Origin of the sequence: Marisediminitalea oceani, from assembly GCF_003731635.1 — a bacterium.
GTDB classification, from domain to species: domain Bacteria; phylum Pseudomonadota; class Gammaproteobacteria; order Enterobacterales; family Alteromonadaceae; genus Alteromonas; species Alteromonas oceani.
In genome coordinates this window covers 96,510-114,122 of the sequence record NZ_RCUA01000002.1, presented here as the reverse complement: position 1 = coordinate 114,122, position 17,613 = coordinate 96,510, and the positions used below count along the sequence as shown (strand labels likewise).

Sequence of the window (17,613 nt, the reverse complement as noted above, 5' to 3'; positions counted from 1 at the left end):
TTCCCCTTACACAGTTACCGGCTTGTTACATCACTGATCTATTTTTAACCTGTTGAGGTACAAAATGAAAAGTTAGGGAGTGGCTGTTGTGTAACCGGTTGCACTCTGTAATAACTACCCGGTCCGGGTAAAAAGTGATGGAAACACCGGAGGCGCAATGTACGGCTGTATCAAATACCTGTTCATGTTATTTGCTTGTATGGGCATCAGTTTCCCTACAAGCGCGCAAGACTCACCTATTAAAGTGACGGCGGCCTATCCGGTGGCCAGTCAGAAATATCAAAGTATTACCTTAAGTGGCGCCGTTAGTTCCGCCAATGATGCCTTCCTTGCACCGCTGCAGGCAGGATTTGTCGATAAGCTTTTTGTGGAAGTAGGCGATCATGTTCAGCAGGGTCAGCCATTACTGACTCTCGATAGCAAGCTCGCTGAGCTGGCGCGTCAACAAGCTGAGGCCGAGCTCGAAGTAGGCACTGTTGCTTACAACGAGGCCGAGCGCCTGCTAACTGAAGTGGATGCGTTATCACAACAACAACTCGCTGCCAAAACCTTATTTCAGCAGCGTAAAGCCGAAGTGGCCAACGCTAAAGCGGAGCTGGCCAGACTCAAAGCAATCCTTGCTTTGCGCAAAGAAGTTGTTTCCCGTCATACGCTAAAAGCGCCATTTGATGGTGTTATTTATCAGCGGGATGTTGATGTAGGGGAGTGGGTGGAGCCAACCACCGCCGTGCTCGGTTTAGTCTCTCAGCAGGCGAAACGCCTTACCATCGAAGTGCCGCAGGAATACTACAGTTATTTTACCAACCTTAATGGCGACATCAGCATTCATCCGGATACCGGCCTGCACGATACCATTACCGGCAAGCTGGAGCGCCTGGTTGCTGCCTCAGGCGGTCAGGGTCGCAGCTTCACCGCGCACATCGCGTTGCCGGAGAATACCGACTTGCTGGTGGGAATGTCCGCCGAAGCTGAAATCATGCTGCCGCAACTGGAAAACAAGCAGGTGTGGTTGCCGACAAGCGCGATCAGGCAGCATCCTGATGGTGGTGCCAGTGTGTTTGCCATTAACAACAATAAGGCCAGCCGGGTACTGGTGAATATTGTTCGTCAGCAGGGCGATGCAGTGTTAGTTGCCAATGCGAGTGAGGGACAATTATATGCTATCTCTGGCGTCTCGCGGTTGTATAACGAGGCGGCAGTCACTGTGACCAACAGGTCTGAAATCAATGATTGAGGCAACAGTAAAGCGCGGCATTCTGGTTGCCGTAGTCGTCGGGATTAGCTGTATTATGGGGATTGTGGCGGCGCTGTCGATTCCTGTGCAGATGATCCCTGATCTGGAAGTCAGAACCATCACCGTGCAAACCGGCTGGCCTGGTGCCACGCCGCAAGACATCGAAAAAGAGATCCTCATTGAGCAGGAACGCTACCTGCGCAATATCACCGGGTTAAAACGGATGATCTCCTTTGCCGAAATGGGCGAGGGGCGGGTAGAGCTTGAATTCCCGTTTGGTGTGGATGTTAATGAAGCCTTGATCCGGGTCAGTAACGCGCTAAGTCAGGTGCCTGATTACCCGGAGAATGTCGACCAGCCGCAGTTATTCTCTGATTCCTTTTCCAGTAACGCCTTCATGTACTTTCAGTTGATCCCCGCTGAGGGGAATCCCATGGCGCTGGATATTGATATGCTTTATGACTTTGCCGACGAGGTGGTTCGCCCGCAAATGGAAAGCGTTGAGGGCGTATCGCAAATTGAAATCAGTGGTGGTTCTCGTCGTCAGGTACAAATCATGGTCGATCCGGCAAAGCTGGCCCAACGCGGGATTAGCTTGATTGAGGTGCGCAATGCTATTGTCCAGCGTAACCAGGACTCCTCCGCCGGTGACATCGAAGCCGATAAAAGCCGCTATTTACTGCGGGTAGTAGGGCGTTTTGAGCAGTTAAACGAGCTGGAAAACCTCATCATCCAGCGCATCAACAATACCAACGTGTATTTAAAGGATGTGGCCGAAGTTAAACTCGATCACTTTGAACGGCGCCAGCTTTCCTATGCCAATGGCGATCGTAACCTTGGGCTCGCGGTGCGCCGTGAAACAGGCTCAAACGTAATAGCCATTAAACAGCAGATCCTGCCAATTGTTGATCAACTTAACGAGCAGGTATTACGCCCTAACGGCCTTAAAATGGAGCTGTTTACTGACGACGTGCTGTATGTTTCCAGTTCGCTGCGCAACGTGATGGTTAACCTGGCATTAGGGGCAGGGCTGGCAACGCTGGTGATGTTTTATTTTCTGCGTTCGGTGCGCTCCACGCTCATTGGCGTAATGGGCATCCCGCTGTGTACGATTGCCGCATTTATTGCCTTGCTGGCCTTTGGCCGCACCATTAACGTTATTTCCATGGCTGGGGTGGCTTTCGCCATTGGCATGACGGTAGATAACACCATTGTGGTGCTCGAATCCATTGTGCAATTCCGGCGACAGGGGCTGAGCCGGTTTAAGGCCTCGGTAGAAGGGGTTAAGGATGTATGGCCGGCGGTGCTCGCCTCTACGGTAACTACCATCCTGGTGTTTGCGCCTATCTTGTTTATTGAACAGGAAGCCGGGCAACTTTATTCAGATGTTGCCATTGCGATTGCCGGGGCGATTTTTGCCTCTATGCTCGCCGCCATTTTTGTTATTCCGGTAGCCATGGCCCGTCAGCCCAAACCAGAAGATAGCGACGCCAGTGGCCAGAAATGGTTTACCGCAAAATGTCTGTGGCTGGTTTCGGCGGTTATTAGTTCGCGCCTTCGCGCGCTGGTAATCGTAGTGGCGGGAGTGGTGTTGATATTAGGTAGCGCCTGGTGGCTGATGCCTGCGGCGGAATACCTGCCGGAAGGCGAGGAGCCCAAAGCGTTTTCGACCATGACTGCGCCACCGGATTATAACTTATCGTCTATGCAGGAAATTGGTGATGAGCTCAGGGCATTCTTTACACCCTACGTGAACGCCGATCCTCAAGCTTACGGGCGTGGTGAGGCAGAATTTCCGGCTCTGCAGTTTTATAATATGCGAGTAAGCATAGGTAGCGTATGGATGGTCACCATGCCGGTTAATCCCGATGAGGTGGGCGATATGATGGCTCTTATAAACGAGAAGTTTGAGAGCTACCCCGGCATGCGGGCGTTTTCCACCAAAGGGTCGATTATCTCTAGCAACGATGGCGGTACCCGGGCAGTGGCGGTAGACTTTTCCGGTAGCGATATTAATGCGTTATATCAGGCGGCCAATGCGTTATACACCAAAGCGGATGACTATTTTAATAACCCTCAGATTAATTCCGATCCCGGCTCGCTGACCCTTGAACAACCCTTTATTGAGATTCGCCCGGACTGGCAGCGACTTGCCGAACTCGGCATGAATGGCGATGATTTTGGTTACTCGGTGGCCGCAGTGAGTGACGGGGCCTTTGTGGATGAGTTTTTACTCAATGACGATCAGGTGGACATGTTTTTGTTCAACAACGCTGGCAATCAGCAGAGCATTGAGCAACTTGCCACAACGCCCATTCTTACCCCGCAAGGTACTATTTTACCGCTCAACGCCATTGCCACTTTACTGGAAAGTAAACGTAGCGACACGGTGCGGCGCATAGATGGCGAGCGCACCGTTTCGGTCTATGTGATTGCCCTCAAAGAAGTGGCCCTTGAAACGGCCGTTAACACGGTTAAAAACACCTTATTGCCGGAGCTGCGCGAAAGCGGTGCTATCCCGCAAAGCGTGAGTACCCGGATCACCGGCGCGGCCGATCAGCTCGCCGCCACACAGGATGCCTTATCGGTAAACTTTTTGATTGCCATTGCGTTGTGCTACCTGTTGCTGGTGGCCATCTTTAATCACTGGGGCTACCCGGCGTTTATTCTCACCATTATTCCTCTGGGGATGGCGGGTGGCCTGTTGGGGTTAATTGCCAACAACGCTGTATCGGGCATGCTCGGCGGTGCTTACCAACCCTTTGATATGATCACCATGCTGGGCTTTCTAATTTTGCTGGGCACGGTGGTGAATAACCCAATTCTGATAGTTGATCAGACCCGGCGATTACTGGCTCAGGGCGAAGCTTTACATAGTGCGGTAAAACAGGCTGTGGAAGTGCGTTTACGGCCAATAATGATGTCTACCTGTACCACGATCTTCGGGCTGGCACCGCTGGTGGTGATCCCCGGTGAAGGGACAGAGCTGTATCGTGGGGTAGGGATTATCGTACTCAGCGGTATTTTTGTCTCCACTGTGTTGAGCGTGACATTTTTACCCGCCTTGTTGGTAACGGTACTGGCCCGGTTTGCACCCAAAGCCAGTACCAGTTCCGATTAGTTGCCCAGGTGCGCCTGGAATTCTTCGTAGGTGCCGTCGAAGTGAGTGATTTGCTTATCTTTAATTTCGATCACCTGGGTGGCCAGTGACTCAACAAATTCACGGTCGTGGCTAACAAAAATTACTGTGCCTTCAAAGGCCATCAGCGCAATGTTAAGCGCCTCGATAGACTCCATGTCCAGGTGGTTGGTAGGCTCATCCATTACCAGTACGTTAATGTCCTGAAGCATGATTTTACCAAATAACAGGCGGTTCTTTTCACCCCCTGAGCACACGCTGACTTTCTTGTTAAAGTCGTCAGAGCCAAACAGCAGGCGGCCCAGCATGGCTTTAACCTGCAGGTCATCGTGTTTGGGCTGGCGCCATTGTGACATCCACTCAAACATAGTCATGTCGTTGGCAAAGTCTTTCGAGCTATCCTGAGGAACATAACCTACAGCCGCATTTTCGGCCCACTTTACGGTACCTTCTTTGGCGGTTTCATCACCAATCAGGCATTTAAGTAAGGTGGTTTTACCTGCACCGTTTTCACCAATAATCGCCAGTTTGGCACCGGCTTCCAGCAGCAGGTTTCCGCCACTGAACAGATGCTCACCGGTATAACCGTGACCGAGCTCTTCCAGGGTAATGGCTAAACGGTGAAGTTTTTTGTGCTGCTTAAACTGAATATAAGGCTTACGACGGCTCGAGGCCTTAATGTCGGCCAGCTCGATTTTCTCCAGACGTCTGGCCCGCGAGGTGGCTTGCTTTGCCTTTGAGGCGTTGGCAGAGAAGCGCGCTACGAAGCTTTGCAGTTCTTCAATTTCAGCGCTTTTCTTGGCATTTTCGTTTTGCAGCTGTTCCTGCACCAGTGCCGCCGCTTCTACAAAAGCGTCGTAATTACCCGGGTAAATGCGCAGTTCGCCGTAATCAATATCGGCCATGTGGGTACAAACCGAGTTTAAAAAGTGGCGATCGTGGGAAATGATGATCATGGTGGACTTACGCTTGTTCAGCTCTTCGGCCAGCCAGTGAATGGTATAAATATCCAGGTTGTTGGTAGGTTCGTCGAGCAGCAGCACGTCGGGTTCGGCAAATAATGCCTGGGCCAGTAGTACACGAACCTTACGGCCTGGCGCCACTTCGCGCATTAAACCAAAGTGATAGCTTTCTTCAATGCCGGCTGAAATCAGAATATCACCGGCGCGGGACTCGGCGGTGTAACCATCCATTTCCGCAAACTGCACTTCCAGCTCGGCCACTTCCATACCTTCTGCTTCGCTCATTTCGGCTTTGGCGTAGATTTCGTCGCGGCGCTGTTTTACTTCCCAGAGTTCACGGTCGCCCATGATCACAGCATCGACTACGCTCATGTCTTCAAAGGCAAACTGGTCCTGATTCAAAATACCCAGCTTGGTGCCCGGAGCCAGTGACACATTGCCTGCAGTTGGCGTTAATTTGCCGCTCAGGATTTTCATCAGGGTGGATTTACCACAGCCGTTAGCGCCAATCAGGCCATAACGATTGCCGTTGCCGAATTTGGCAGAAATATTTTCAAACAGTGGCTCAGAGCCAAATTGCATAGTGATGTTGGCGGTGGTAATCAAAACAGTCTTCCGGGATAGATAAAAATTGGCGGACGCCGGTGAAAAGGCATTAAAGGCGCGCAATATAAAGAAACATTGCTGGCCTGTCCAGCTGATGTGGCGTTTTATTAACCGCATTAGTCGTAAGCCCGCAATCTACGAGTAAATTCAGTTTTTATATCCTGTTTTTCTCCTTGAGAGTCGCTTTCACTGGTTCTGCATAAAAGGCCATTAATTGGTGTTTATCCCGCGCTCTTTTTTGCGGCTCAATGCTGATTATTACTGTTAGATTACCCTAACACCTCAGCAACGCTACGGCGTAACACTTCGAGCGAATGCGCCTCAAACCACGGGTTGCGCGCCTGCCAGCGGTTATTTCTCCCCGAAGGATGCGGTAGCGAGTATGCATTACCTGGTGACTGTGTGGTGGACCTTACTGCCTCGGTTAGTGTTTTATGTTCGGGTAGATAATACTGCTGAGCATAGCGGCCAATGTATAGCGTGAGCGCAGGTTTTACCTGCGCCTGCACTTTAGCGTGCCAGGTAACGGCGCAAATTTTAGGCGGCGGCGCATCCGCACCATTTTTATAGCCGGGAAAACAAAACGCCATTGGCAGGTGGGTAAAGATTGGTGAATAGAACTGCTCGCGGTTAACGCCCAGCCAACCACGTAACTTGTCGCCACTGGCATCATTCCAGGGTTGGCTGCTGTCGTGTGCTTTTATTCCCGGTGCCTGGCCAATAATCAGGATACGTGCCTGTTCCTCAATTTGCACAATGGGCCGCGGTGGATAGGGCAGGTTACCGGCGCACAGTGTACAGCTTCGAATCTCTGCCAGCAGTGAGTCGGCCAGGCGGGTCATGGTTTGCCTCCCTGAGAGATAACAGTGAGATCCTGCTGCAGCGACTGGGTGAGCCAGTCAGTCATAGAACGAAGACGTTTGGTTTGGAGTTTTACCGGCGCATACAGTAAGTGTACTGGCAGCGGGTGAGGCTCATAGTCGGGCAGTAAAATCTGCAAATCACCACGCTTAACGGCGTCACTGACCTGATAGTGTAAAAAGCGGCAATAGCCCACGCCGGCAATGCAGGCATCGAGCGCAGCATCTACCTGATTAGTAATTAAGCGGGTTTGCATGGCCACTGACATCAGTTTAAGACCATGCTGAAAATGCCAGTCTTCGGGGTTATCCAGCACACTTAGGTGAACACAAGGCTGGCCGGCGATATCCTGCGGGTGTTCAGGCGCTGTTTGTCCGGTCATAAAGTCGGGACTGGCGCACAGCACATGGCGCATTGAGCCTAACTGCCGCGCTACTAAATCATGGTTGCCGATGCGACCAATGCGCAGGGCAATATCAATCCCTTCACTAAGCATGTCCACCGGGCGGTCGAGTAACACCAGGTTGACCTGCATTTTTTGGTACTGATTGAGGTAGGCGTTAATTTTAGGCGCGACATGGCGTTTACCAAAGGTCACCGGCGCGGTTACCGTCACTTTACTCAGGGGTTCAGCCTGGCGATCAATAAGCATACTTTCGGCGTCATTGACTTCGGCCAGTATAGTACGGCAGCGCAGATAGTATTCTCGCCCTTCATCGGTAATGGCAATTTGCCGGGTGTTGCGATTAAACAGTCGCACTTTCAGGTGGTCTTCCAACGCGGCAAGCGTGCGCACAACCGAAGTCAGTGAGGTTTCCAGGCTATTGGCTGCCGCCGTTAAGCTGCCCATATCGGCAATCTCAACAAAGACTTTCATGGCTTTTAATTTGTCCATATTGGCTTTATTAGTGCGAAAAACGGTTTACAGAAATTAAATATCGCATATTTTTTGCGAAAAACAGACAAGTTAAGGTGGCTTTGAGTGATTCAACCTTCTTTTAACATGGAGAGAAAGCATGAAATTGTACGATCTTGAGCTGTCCGGAAACTGTTATAAAGTGCGGCTGTTTGCCGCCCTGGCTAATATTGAGCTGGAAATTGTGCCGGTGGATTTTATGGCCGGTGAACACAAAAGTTCAGTGATGCTGGCTTTAAACCCATTTGGCCAGCTACCAGTGTTAGAACATGGAGAAGTTGTGTTGCGCGACTCCCAGGCAATGCTGGTGTATCTCGCCCGTCTGTATGATTTAGAGAGCTGGTTACCTTCCGACCCACAGCAAATGGCTGAAGTACAGCAATGGCTGTCTACCGCGGCGAACGAAATTCAACACGGACCAAATGTAGCCCGGCTGGTGGATAAATTTGGTTTTGAATTTGATAAGCCAGCCGCGTTAAACATTTCTGCCGGTATCCTGACCTTACTGAACGACCATCTGGCCGAGCATGACTGGCTGGCGCTCGGGCACCCAACCATTGCCGACTGCGCCGTGATGCCATATGTAGCGATTGCGCCAGAAGGCGGTATTTCTCTGGATGATTACCCGCATATCCTGGCCTGGATCGATCGCATCAAGCAGCTCCCTGGCTTTATTGGTATGCCAGGGCAGGTGTAGTAGGGATAGAAGATGGAGGGGTGGAGAATTGTTACAGTTGTGGTTACAGGGTTGGTTGAACAAAATAATTGAAACGCTTATTTTCAAAAAGTCCTCCCGAAACAGCGGGAGGTTTTTATATGTTAAGAAAACTATTTAATAACAGCTATTTGTGTGTTTTTTTTGATGTAAGGAAATGTCGTTTGACACAAAATTAATTTGTTAGGTTCAGGCTGCACATATAACTATTTATCAAATTAATGTCAGGTATTCGCTCATTTTTTGGAAATTCTGTAATAAATATTGTATGTTTCCAGTCGCAGTTACATTTAATCGTACCCTTCATCTATTACAAAGCGTGGTAAATACGTATGTCACAACAAGATAGCAATGCTCTGAACACTTCACGTGATGATAACGCAATCCAGGATCGTTCTATTGTTGAAGAACTAGCCGATGCAAAAAAAGAAATCAATGATCTCAAAATGCAGATTATGTGGATGGAACGCCATTACGAGTAAAGTTTAATTGCTGGTTATCGCCGGTATAGTATCAAACCACATTTCAGCGCAGCGACAGCATTCATAGTGCCTTAGTTCATTAAGTCTGCGCTTTAAATCCAAGTCAGATTAGGGTTTTAAATAAACCAACCCAATCTGTCATCCCTTAGTCGCAGAGCGATATCAGGGATCTCCTCAAAAGTCTGGCTCACCATCAACAGCCCTTTTTACCCTTCCCAAATAAATTATTGGAAACTGGCTCATAACCGAGTGTAAAGTGTTGTTATCAATAAATTAGTAAAGAATTTAGCAATGAGTGGCACTGCGAGTTGTTGTGAATTCTCTACAGCAAGTCGTTATGCATAAGGAAAGTTCATGACCGAAGCAGTTTTCTGGATGATTATCAGTCTTTTCGATTGGAGCCATGAAGGTGACGACGAAGCAGTTATCGAGCCTGCCATTGTTGCCTTATCACAAAAGTCAGATAACGAAATTCTCCAATTCGAGGAAATCTTAGCAGAGAAACTATTTGCATTAGATACACTAGCACATGCTAAACAAATTGGGGAGGAAGCATATGTTAATGACAACGAGTATTTTTCTCCCGACTGGTTCCTCTATTCAAGATGTGTCGTCGTAGTAAACGGTAAAGAGTTATATGATGAGGTGCTTAAAAATCCCTCGTCTTTTCCTAAAAACTTAGAGTTTGAGTCTTTGCTCAGCATTGGACCTGCCGCGTACGAGCGTAAAACGGGAAAGGAATATAACCATACTACTAAACTAAGTTACGAAACCTATTCAAACAAAACAGGGTGGCAGTAATGCATAACAGACAAAGTAAGTCACTCGCTAAGGTCGCGGGAGACAAAATAACTGGGCTCCATCGTTTTGCCCCTCTAGGGAAGGGGCAGCTTCAACGGAATAATAAATAAATTGAACAAAGAACAAGTAAAGATTCTTAATCAGGAATTAGCTAAAGAAAAGTGCAAGAAATATGTACCTTTCTTCATCATTACACTAGCGCTGGTTATCGTCTCTGCTCTGATAAAGAACACACAACCCACATCAAGTGAACTTGTAACCGGCACTGCGATTAACTACAAATCAATACTCCATGACGAAGGGCATGATATTGATATTTATGTTCAACTGAAGGATAAAGAAAGGCCAGTAAGAGTAAGGTTATTTAAAAATGCTCCGATTCTGATTGGCAGGAAGGTGGAGCTAAATAGAGTTTTTAAGGAAGACTCGGATTATGAGAAATATATTTTCCTTAGATACATCGATGATTGAACCTGAAAATGGTTTCAAATAACAATACCCCATAACCGAACAAGAGCTGAGTAAGCCTAAGAGGGACCATCTGTGCTATTGGCCGAATTTCATCTGCAAGCAGTGAATATCATTCAGATATTAAGCCTGCTCACCGGCTTGCTGGGTGTTGCTTTACTGGCGGGCGAACGGCGCTATAACGGTCTTGTTCTGGCGCTGTTAATGCAGAGCCTGATGATGGGCTTTAATTTATATGAAGAACTCAATGCTGGTGCAGTTGCCTGGTACATTACGCCAGCTTTTAGCCTGTCTTTGGGGCCCATTTTTTATCTTTTAGTGCGGGTGTTACTGGTTCCCGAGCAACCCTTAACTTATCGCGACAGTGCTCACTTTTTACCAACGCTGATGGCATTACCTTTAACACCCTATCTGCAGTGGATGTTGCTGGCCGGTGCAATTAGCCAATTGATTTACTTTGCACTGGCATTCAGGTGGTTAAAACGCTATCACGCTGCCATGGCCGAGCGTGAAGCCGATACCGAGAGCAAAGGCTTGCATTGGCTGTTCAATACGCTGGTGGTACTGCTGGTATTACTGATCCTGGACATGGTGCGGGTGAATTTACAGAGCGTTACTACCGAGCCCTTTCGCAGTACCTGGTATTTGCTCGATCAGAGCGCGTTTTTATTGGTGTTGTGTGTTGCGATTGTCGGGCTTATTAGGCAACCCGCGTTGTTTAACGGGCTCAGTGAGGTTGAACAAACTAACGCCGAACCAGCGCCTCACGAAGACAGTCAGGCCGCCGCTATTTTTCAGGCGCTGGACAGTCAGATCCGCGAACAACAATGGTATTGTCAGCCGCGTATTTGTTTACAGGATATCGCCGGTTTTACCGGCCTTTCGGTAAAAGACATTTCCTGGTCAATTAATACCGGTGGCGGTATGAGCTTTGCCGACTACATCAATCAACTGCGTATCAACCGGGTAGCCGAGTTAGCCAAATCTACGCCAGATAAAACCTTGCTTGAGCTCGCCATGGATGCTGGTTTTAGTTCTAAATCGTCATTTAACGCGGTATTTAAAAAACACACTGGCAAAACGCCAGGTCAGTATCTTACGCCTTTACGGGCGAGGGATTGAGGGCTGCGGTACAGTATTTCTGAGGGTCCAAAATAGCGTTAAACAGGTGCAGAATCCTGATTCTGGTCGCCCCACGGCCAGCACTGGCGCAAAGTAGCTCCATTCAAATTATATCGGAGCATTGTATGAGCACCTCAAGCGTTAATTTTATTCACATCAAAGCGATTGGCCTGTCGGTTTTGTTTATCTGCAGCATTCTTTTGCTGTCGGTTACCTTACTGGCAGTTTATGTTCATTACGAACACGGCGGCACCTCCTTGACTCTGTTTCGTCCGCAAAGTCACATTCTCACTAATGTGAATGTGCTAACGCTGGAAGATGAGCCGGTATTGAGCGACCAGGCGGTTATCATTCGAGATGGCGTGATTGAAGCCGTACAATCATCAGTGCTGCCGTTGCCCGAGGATTTACCGGTAGTGAACGGTAATGGCCGCTTTGTAATGGCCGGCCTGATCGATTTACATGTGCACGTGCTTGACCGCAGCTATGCCAAAATGGCCCTTGCCACCGGGGTTACCACGCTGCGTAATATGGGCGGCTATCGCTATCATCTAAAGTGGCGTAACGAACTGGAGCAGGGCGACTGGTTTGGTAGTCGTCTGGTGCTTTCGTCACCCATTTTTAACAGTGTGGAACAGGGCGATCCTTTATCCCACTTTACTGTGAATAGCCCGCAAAGTGCTCGTCAGGCTGTGCGTGACTATATCAATCAGGGCTATGATTTTATCAAGGTGTACGAAGGGCTCCATACCGAGGTGTATGAGGCGGTGCTGGATGAAGCGATACAGCTTGGTGTGTCGGTGGCAGGTCATCCTTCCTACGATTTAATGAAACAGAATCTGGCAGCTCATGCCAGCCTGGCAAGCTTCGAACATGTGGAAGAAATATTCGACGGATTTTTGCAACAGCAACGCAATCCCCAAAGAGTAATGCTTGCTGCTGATTTTTTGCGGGAAAATGAGGTACCACTTATTCCAACGCTGGCCGTAAATCAGGAACTCACCTTACTTAGCACCCAGAAACAGGTATATCTGGCGCAGCAGGATCTCAGCGTGATAAATCCTTTTGTCCGCATGGTTTATGAACAAACCTCCTTTCGGCGCTGGTTAGGGGCTTCAGCAGAGCTTGGCGAGTATAACCTCGAAGTGGATGACTACCTCAATGAGTTAACCTTAAGCCTTTATGAGCAGGGCGTCACCCTGGCGCTTGGCTCCGATGCCGGTGCGCTGGTGGACGTGCCGGGGCCGGCCACTATTCGTGAGGCATTGCTGATGATTGAAGCCGGTATTCCAGTAAGAGAGGTATTGCGTAGCGCCACCATCAATGCAGCAGCGGTTTTAAATCGCAGTAACGAACTGGGCAGAGTGGCAAGGGGGTATCGCGCCAATTTAGTAGTATTCAACAACAATCCGCTTACTGTGCCCGAAATCATGCAACAGCCACAAATGGTTATTCAGGATGGCCGGTTGTTTACCCGGGCAGAATTAGAGATATTGCAGAACGAAGGTCGTCAGCACAGTTCGTTGCTGGTAAGTGTGAGCAGACATCTGTTACATCTGTTGATGGACAGAATTGACTCTGCCTGCTTTACAACCGAATCAAAATAAACCATATTGGTGCATTGAGCAGTGTTACTCGAGTCGAAAGGATGTTAGCAAGTATAAGTTTCGCCCAGCGTCAGCGTTTGGCCTACATTGATTTTTGTTTGTTGTTTAAAGGGGCGATCTACCGTCAGGACTTGATCAACCGCTTTGAAGTGGGCTTGTCGGCAGGCTCCCGTGATTTTAATTTGTATAAGGAAATGGCGCCGGACAACCTGGAATATGACTCCAGGGAAAAGCGCTATTTTCAAACCAGCCAGTTTAAGCCGTTATTTGAACATGACGCCCAGCGTACGCTAACTAAACTGGCCAATGATATTTCTGATGGCTTTGATGCCATTGGTGATATTCACTTTCCGGTGGAAGCACCGTCGAGCCTCAATGTGCCGGATATATTTATTGTCGCAAAACTGGTCCAGGCCATTTTAAATAATCGCGCAGTGAGTGTGATTTATACGTCTTTGTCGAGTGGCTCTGCTGCCCGGGAACTGGTGCCTCATGCGATTGTCGATAATGGCCTGCGTTGGCATGTGCGCGCTTTTGATCGTAAAAGTCAGAGTTTCCGTGATTTCGTGCTGACCCGTGTCAGTAAGGTCACCCTAAAATCAGAACCCGCCGCCAATGAACTGGCTGAGTACGACAGCGAGTGGCATAGAATGATCCCATTACAACTGGTGCCGCATCCAAAGAACGTGAGTTTTCCCACTGCCATTGAAATGGATTACGGAATGGAAAACAGCCAGTTGCTGATAAACGTGCGAGCCGCCATGGCGGGCTATTTACTGCGCCGCTGGAATGTAGACTGCACCGAGCGCGGCACGCTGGAAGGAGCCGAGTATCAACTGTGGTTACAGAACCGGTTTACATTACGTGACGTGGATAATCTGGCCATTGCGCCTGGCTACGCAGAGCCGAAATAAGTGGCTGGCGGGAGACTGGCTCCCGCCGGTTGATTAGCCCGCCAGGGTGGCACGAATTACCTTTTTGTTGATTTTACCCACAGACGTTTTGGGAATTTCATCAACCAGGGTGATGTGCTCTGGCACTGCCCATTTTGAAATGTGTCCGGATTCAACGAACTGCTGCAGGTGTTGCTGAATATCACCGGCGCTAAGCTCGTTGTTACTGGCAACCACCATAGCATGAGGGCGTTCTCCCCATTTTTCATCCGGCATGCCCACCACGGCAACTGCCGCAACATCCGGGTGCTGACTGATAAGATCTTCCAGCTCGATAGACGAAAGCCATTCACCACCGGTTTTGATAACGTCTTTAATCCGGTCTTTAATTTCTACAAAACCATCGGGATGCACGCTCGCCACATCGCCGGTATGCAGCCTTCCGCCTTCCCAGAGCTCTTCCTGTTTGGCCGGCTCTTTATGATATCCCTGAGTGAGCCAGGGCGTTTGTACGGTAACTTCACCCACATCACTACCATTGTGTGCCGCGGGTTTGCCACTGGGCTCTTCAATACGCAGATCAACCAGGTTGGACGCCACGCCGGTCAGGGTTCTGTATTTAAGCTGTTCCTCGGCTGGCAGGGCTCGCTGCTCTTTATTTAAATGGGTAACGGTAAGTAACGGGCAGGTTTCCGACATGCCATAGGCGGAATAAATATCAGCCCCTTTGTCCATGGCGGCTTTGGCCAGCCCCTTTGGCAGCGCACTGCCGCCAATAAGGATCTTCCAGCCATCCAGCCGCGTTGTGTGGCCTTTCTCGCAGCCCAATAGCATTTGCAAAATAGTAGGCACACAGTGCGAAAAATCCACCTTGTATTGCTTAATCAGGTCAACCAACAGATTAGGCTCATACCGCCCCGGATAAATCTGTGTGCAGTTAAGCATCACAGCCGCATAGGGAACGCCCCAGGCATGCACGTGGAACATCGGCGTAATGGGCATGTAAACCGAATTGGAGCGGAGCAGCGGCAAGCCTTCATAGCTGCCCAGCATGCCCACCATGTTGATGGTATGCAGTACTAACTGACGATGGCTGAAATACACACCTTTGGGATTACCGGTAGTGCCTGTTGTATAGAAAGTGGTAGCGACACTGTTTTCATCAAAATCGGGAAAATCGCATTCGCTGCTCTGTTCTGCCAATAATGATTCGTACTCGCCAAGCACACTCATATTGGGCGTGGCGGGCGGCGTGCCGCCGTCACTCAAACGAATGTAGCCTTGTACGGTGGGCAGCTGCGCCGCCAGCTGATCGGCAAGGGGGAGAAAATCATCGTGTACCAGCACCAGTTTATCTTCGGCGTGATTCATGGTGTAGGCCACCTGTTCGGGTGACAATCGAATATTTACATGATGCAAAATGGCGCCCAGCATGGGCACAGCAAAATAGCATTCAAGGTAGCGGTGACTGTCCCAGTCCATCACCGCAACCGTATCACCGGCTTCTACCCCGGCTGCTTTCAGCGCATTGGCCAGTTGTTGTACTCGCCGGGTGAATTCACTGTAGCTAAAAGACTGCTCGCCGCGGTAAATGATCTGGTTGTCTGGTTCAAAACGACCGGCTGAGGCAAAGATTTGTTTAATCAGAAGAGGGTAGGCGTGGGCATTTTCTGCCCCTTGAAGAATTTTTACAGGCATCACACGGCTCCGGTGTTTAACGGGTTGTTTTGTAATAGTGTTGTTTTAAATAGGTTAACGCGCAAGGGGTTGGCGTGTTAGGATTTATGATTGGCGTATAAAGATAATATTGGCTGTATAAGCTGCGCCTACCAACCTCAGGATAACCGAATGAAAGACTACAATATCGCGCAATCTCATAGTGTTATCGGCAGCTGGCCGTTGGTCATCAGCAGGGCAATGAGTGCTTATCAGCTTGATGGTCAGAGTCTGCTTAGCCGTGTAGGGATAGATCCTGTCCAGGCTGCTCAACCCGAAACCCGCTATTCTCTTGCCGAGCTAAATCGCTTGTGGCGTCTGGTGGAGAGTCTGACTCAGGATGAAGCGGTAGGGCTAACCGTAGCCCGGTTTGTCCGGCCCACTTCATGGCAGGCACTGGGTTTTGCTATTTGGGCCAGTAACACGCTGATGGCGGGTTTTGAGCGGCTGGCTGCTAATTTCCGGATGTTTGCCGACTACGGTACGCTTAACATCAGTGAGTCGAATAATCAGGTTGATATCAGCCTGCATAAAAGCCTTACTATTGACCATTGGAGCGCGGCTGAGACCGACGCGTTTATGGGCACCTGTATGCTTACCGCCAGACATATTTTTGAGCCCGGCTTAGTGCCGTTGCAGGTATCGCTGAGTCGACCGCAACCAGCAGATCCAACGCCCTGGCAGCGGGTGTTTAAGTGCCCGGTGTTTTTTAATGCGGCCCACGACACGATATCGTTTAGCGAGGCGGTGATGCATCAGCCGTTGTTAACTGCCAGTCCGGAGCTCGCGGCACAGAATGACGCGCTGGTAGCCGATTATCTGGCGCGCTTTGATCGCAGCGACCTGCGCGGCCAATTGGAGTCATTGCTGTTAAATCACTTGCCATTGGGCACTCTGACTCTTGTGCAAGCGGCACAACACCTTGGGCTGAGTTCACGCACCTTGCAGCGACGATTGGCCGACAAAGGCAGTAGCTTCCAGATTGTGGTGGATGCCCTGCGCAGTCGGCAGGCGTTATTGTGGGTAGAAACCGGCCATTTACCTTTAAGTGAAGTCGGTTACCGCTTAGGTTTTACCAATGCCGGTAACTTTACCCGTGCATTTAAACGCTGGTATCAGCAAAGCCCGAAACAACGGCGCCTGCAGGCTTTGTCTGATTAACTTTCTGGCTGTTTCTTATCCTAAAGGATAATGTGTAATTAACCTGTTCAGCTTGCAGCATATCACTCCTGTGCATAGAGTTTAGTAGCAGACAGTTTTTTACAGCAGCCCGGGAAAAGAGATTTGTTGCGATACGTTATGATAATGCTTGCGGCAGTCGTCGCGGCATTGGTAGCCTGGCCGGTGGCAAGTGAAACCGGCGCTAAAAAAGTTATTGTTGGCGCACAGTTAACAGGGCTTTTTCACATTCCCGGTGAACACGAAGGCCCCGGGGTTTACCACGAAATTCTCCAGCGGGCGTTGGTAGAAAGCGGGCTGGCCGACCAGCTTGAGATCATTGTGATGCCCATGTCCCGGGCCAAACGCGGATTTGTGAATAAATAATTTGCCTGTTATGCGCCGGGGATTGCGACCTTTGATTTAGAGGATGCCAGCCTTGATTTACAGGATGTGCTGATCAGCGTGCCGCTAAATAAGGCCATGGTGAGAGTGATTTCCCGCGATGAACAACATTTAGTACGCCAGGCCAGTGATATACCGGATCATGCAGTGTTAAGCATTGTGCGTGGTACACCATTGAGTAGTGAAATGCAGAGGATCGCCAAGCGCGTGATGCACCTTTTTGAGGTCAGCAGCGAAACCGAAAATGTGCAGATGCTTAAAGATCATAAAGTTGACTACATCTTCTCTTTTTATCCGGATGTGTTGTTTGCCTACGAAGAACTGGGGATGGCTGAGCTTCCTTATGACGAAGCGTATTCGCCGCTGACTATGCGCGATACCCTGATTTGTCATCCCGGCCATGAACGCCTGTTTAAAGCCATTAATAAAAAGCTTGAGGAGTTTGCCCGAAACGGGGTATTAAAACAGATGCTGGGCGACTTAAACATGTTTGCCGAGCCTCAATTGCCCGGCAATCAGTAACGGCCG

At 49.5% G+C, this 17,613-nt stretch carries 16 protein-coding genes; 12 read left to right on the top strand and 4 right to left on the bottom strand.

From position 1 onward, the window contains the following. Window positions 1-157: 157 nt before the first annotated feature. A complete protein-coding gene (locus D9T21_RS00690; protein WP_123323276.1) occupies window positions 158-1,234 on the top strand; it encodes an efflux RND transporter periplasmic adaptor subunit in 1,077 nt (358 codons plus the stop codon). Continuing rightward, complete coding sequence (locus D9T21_RS00685) at window positions 1,227-4,355, top strand: efflux RND transporter permease subunit (RefSeq protein ID WP_123323275.1); 3,129 nt, start codon at window positions 1,227-1,229, stop codon at window positions 4,353-4,355. The genes D9T21_RS00690 and D9T21_RS00685 overlap by 8 nt, the downstream gene beginning before the upstream one ends. On the opposite strand, the gene D9T21_RS00680 is transcribed toward D9T21_RS00685, so the two are convergent. The 3 genes from D9T21_RS00680 to D9T21_RS00670 form a co-directional block, all read right to left on the bottom strand. Continuing rightward, window positions 4,352-5,941, bottom strand: coding sequence for an ABC-F family ATPase (locus D9T21_RS00680; protein ID WP_123323274.1), 1,590 nt, complete (start codon window positions 5,939-5,941; stop codon window positions 4,352-4,354). The two genes, D9T21_RS00685 and D9T21_RS00680, sit on opposite strands and share 4 nt — an antisense overlap. Window positions 5,942-6,210: 269 nt before the next feature. Continuing rightward, window positions 6,211-6,783 carry a uracil-DNA glycosylase family protein gene (locus D9T21_RS00675; RefSeq protein ID WP_123323273.1) on the bottom strand — a complete coding sequence of 191 codons (573 nt, stop codon included), beginning with the start codon at window positions 6,781-6,783 and terminating at the stop codon, window positions 6,211-6,213. Continuing rightward, window positions 6,780-7,697 carry a LysR family transcriptional regulator gene (locus tag D9T21_RS00670; protein ID WP_123323272.1) on the bottom strand — a complete coding sequence of 306 codons (918 nt, stop codon included), beginning with the start codon at window positions 7,695-7,697 and terminating at the stop codon, window positions 6,780-6,782. The genes D9T21_RS00675 and D9T21_RS00670 overlap by 4 nt, the downstream gene beginning before the upstream one ends. A 121-nt stretch (window positions 7,698-7,818) precedes the next feature. Here D9T21_RS00670 and D9T21_RS00665 point away from each other — a divergent pair, with 121 nt between their 5' ends. The 7 genes from D9T21_RS00665 to D9T21_RS00640 all read left to right on the top strand — a co-directional run bounded on the left by D9T21_RS00665 (window position 7,819) and on the right by D9T21_RS00640 (window position 13,827). Next, entirely contained in the window at window positions 7,819-8,415 is a 597-nt protein-coding gene (locus tag D9T21_RS00665) for a glutathione S-transferase family protein (protein WP_123323271.1), read from the top strand. A 350-nt stretch (window positions 8,416-8,765) separates the two neighbouring features. Further along, window positions 8,766-8,915 carry a hypothetical protein gene (locus D9T21_RS22665; protein ID WP_164464534.1) on the top strand — a complete coding sequence of 50 codons (150 nt, stop codon included), beginning with the start codon at window positions 8,766-8,768 and terminating at the stop codon, window positions 8,913-8,915. 354 nt (window positions 8,916-9,269) lie between these two features. Further along, on the top strand, window positions 9,270-9,716 hold the full coding sequence (locus D9T21_RS00660; protein WP_123323270.1) for a DUF4240 domain-containing protein: 447 nt from the start codon (window positions 9,270-9,272) through the stop codon (window positions 9,714-9,716). 111 nt (window positions 9,717-9,827) lie between these two features. Beyond that, window positions 9,828-10,187 carry a hypothetical protein gene (locus tag D9T21_RS00655; protein WP_123323269.1) on the top strand — a complete coding sequence of 120 codons (360 nt, stop codon included), beginning with the start codon at window positions 9,828-9,830 and terminating at the stop codon, window positions 10,185-10,187. A gap of 72 nt (window positions 10,188-10,259) precedes the next feature. Next, window positions 10,260-11,306, top strand: a complete 1,047-nt coding sequence (locus D9T21_RS00650; protein ID WP_123323268.1) for an AraC family transcriptional regulator — start codon at window positions 10,260-10,262, stop codon at window positions 11,304-11,306. A gap of 125 nt (window positions 11,307-11,431) precedes the next feature. Further along, window positions 11,432-12,913 (top strand): amidohydrolase family protein, encoded by a 1,482-nt coding sequence (locus tag D9T21_RS00645; protein ID WP_123323267.1) that lies wholly within the window; start codon window positions 11,432-11,434, stop codon window positions 12,911-12,913. A gap of 41 nt (window positions 12,914-12,954) precedes the next feature. Next, on the top strand, window positions 12,955-13,827 hold the full coding sequence (locus tag D9T21_RS00640) for a WYL domain-containing protein (RefSeq protein WP_123323266.1): 873 nt from the start codon (window positions 12,955-12,957) through the stop codon (window positions 13,825-13,827). A gap of 33 nt (window positions 13,828-13,860) precedes the next feature. Here the strand turns inward: D9T21_RS00640 and D9T21_RS00635 are convergent, their stop codons facing one another. After that, window positions 13,861-15,504, bottom strand: a complete 1,644-nt coding sequence (locus D9T21_RS00635) for a fatty acid--CoA ligase (protein ID WP_241155590.1) — start codon at window positions 15,502-15,504, stop codon at window positions 13,861-13,863. Between the two features lie 150 nt (window positions 15,505-15,654). Between D9T21_RS00635 and D9T21_RS00630 the strand changes: the two genes are divergently transcribed. The 3 genes from D9T21_RS00630 (at window position 15,655) to D9T21_RS00620 (ending at window position 17,607) form a co-directional block, all read left to right on the top strand. Continuing rightward, window positions 15,655-16,683, top strand: coding sequence for an AraC family transcriptional regulator (locus D9T21_RS00630; protein ID WP_123323264.1), 1,029 nt, complete (start codon window positions 15,655-15,657; stop codon window positions 16,681-16,683). A gap of 123 nt (window positions 16,684-16,806) precedes the next feature. Further along, entirely contained in the window at window positions 16,807-17,067 is a 261-nt protein-coding gene (locus D9T21_RS00625) for a hypothetical protein (protein WP_164464533.1), read from the top strand. A 78-nt stretch (window positions 17,068-17,145) separates the two neighbouring features. Then, complete coding sequence (locus D9T21_RS00620; RefSeq protein ID WP_164464532.1) at window positions 17,146-17,607, top strand: amino acid ABC transporter substrate-binding protein; 462 nt, start codon at window positions 17,146-17,148, stop codon at window positions 17,605-17,607. Window positions 17,608-17,613 lie beyond the last annotated feature (6 nt).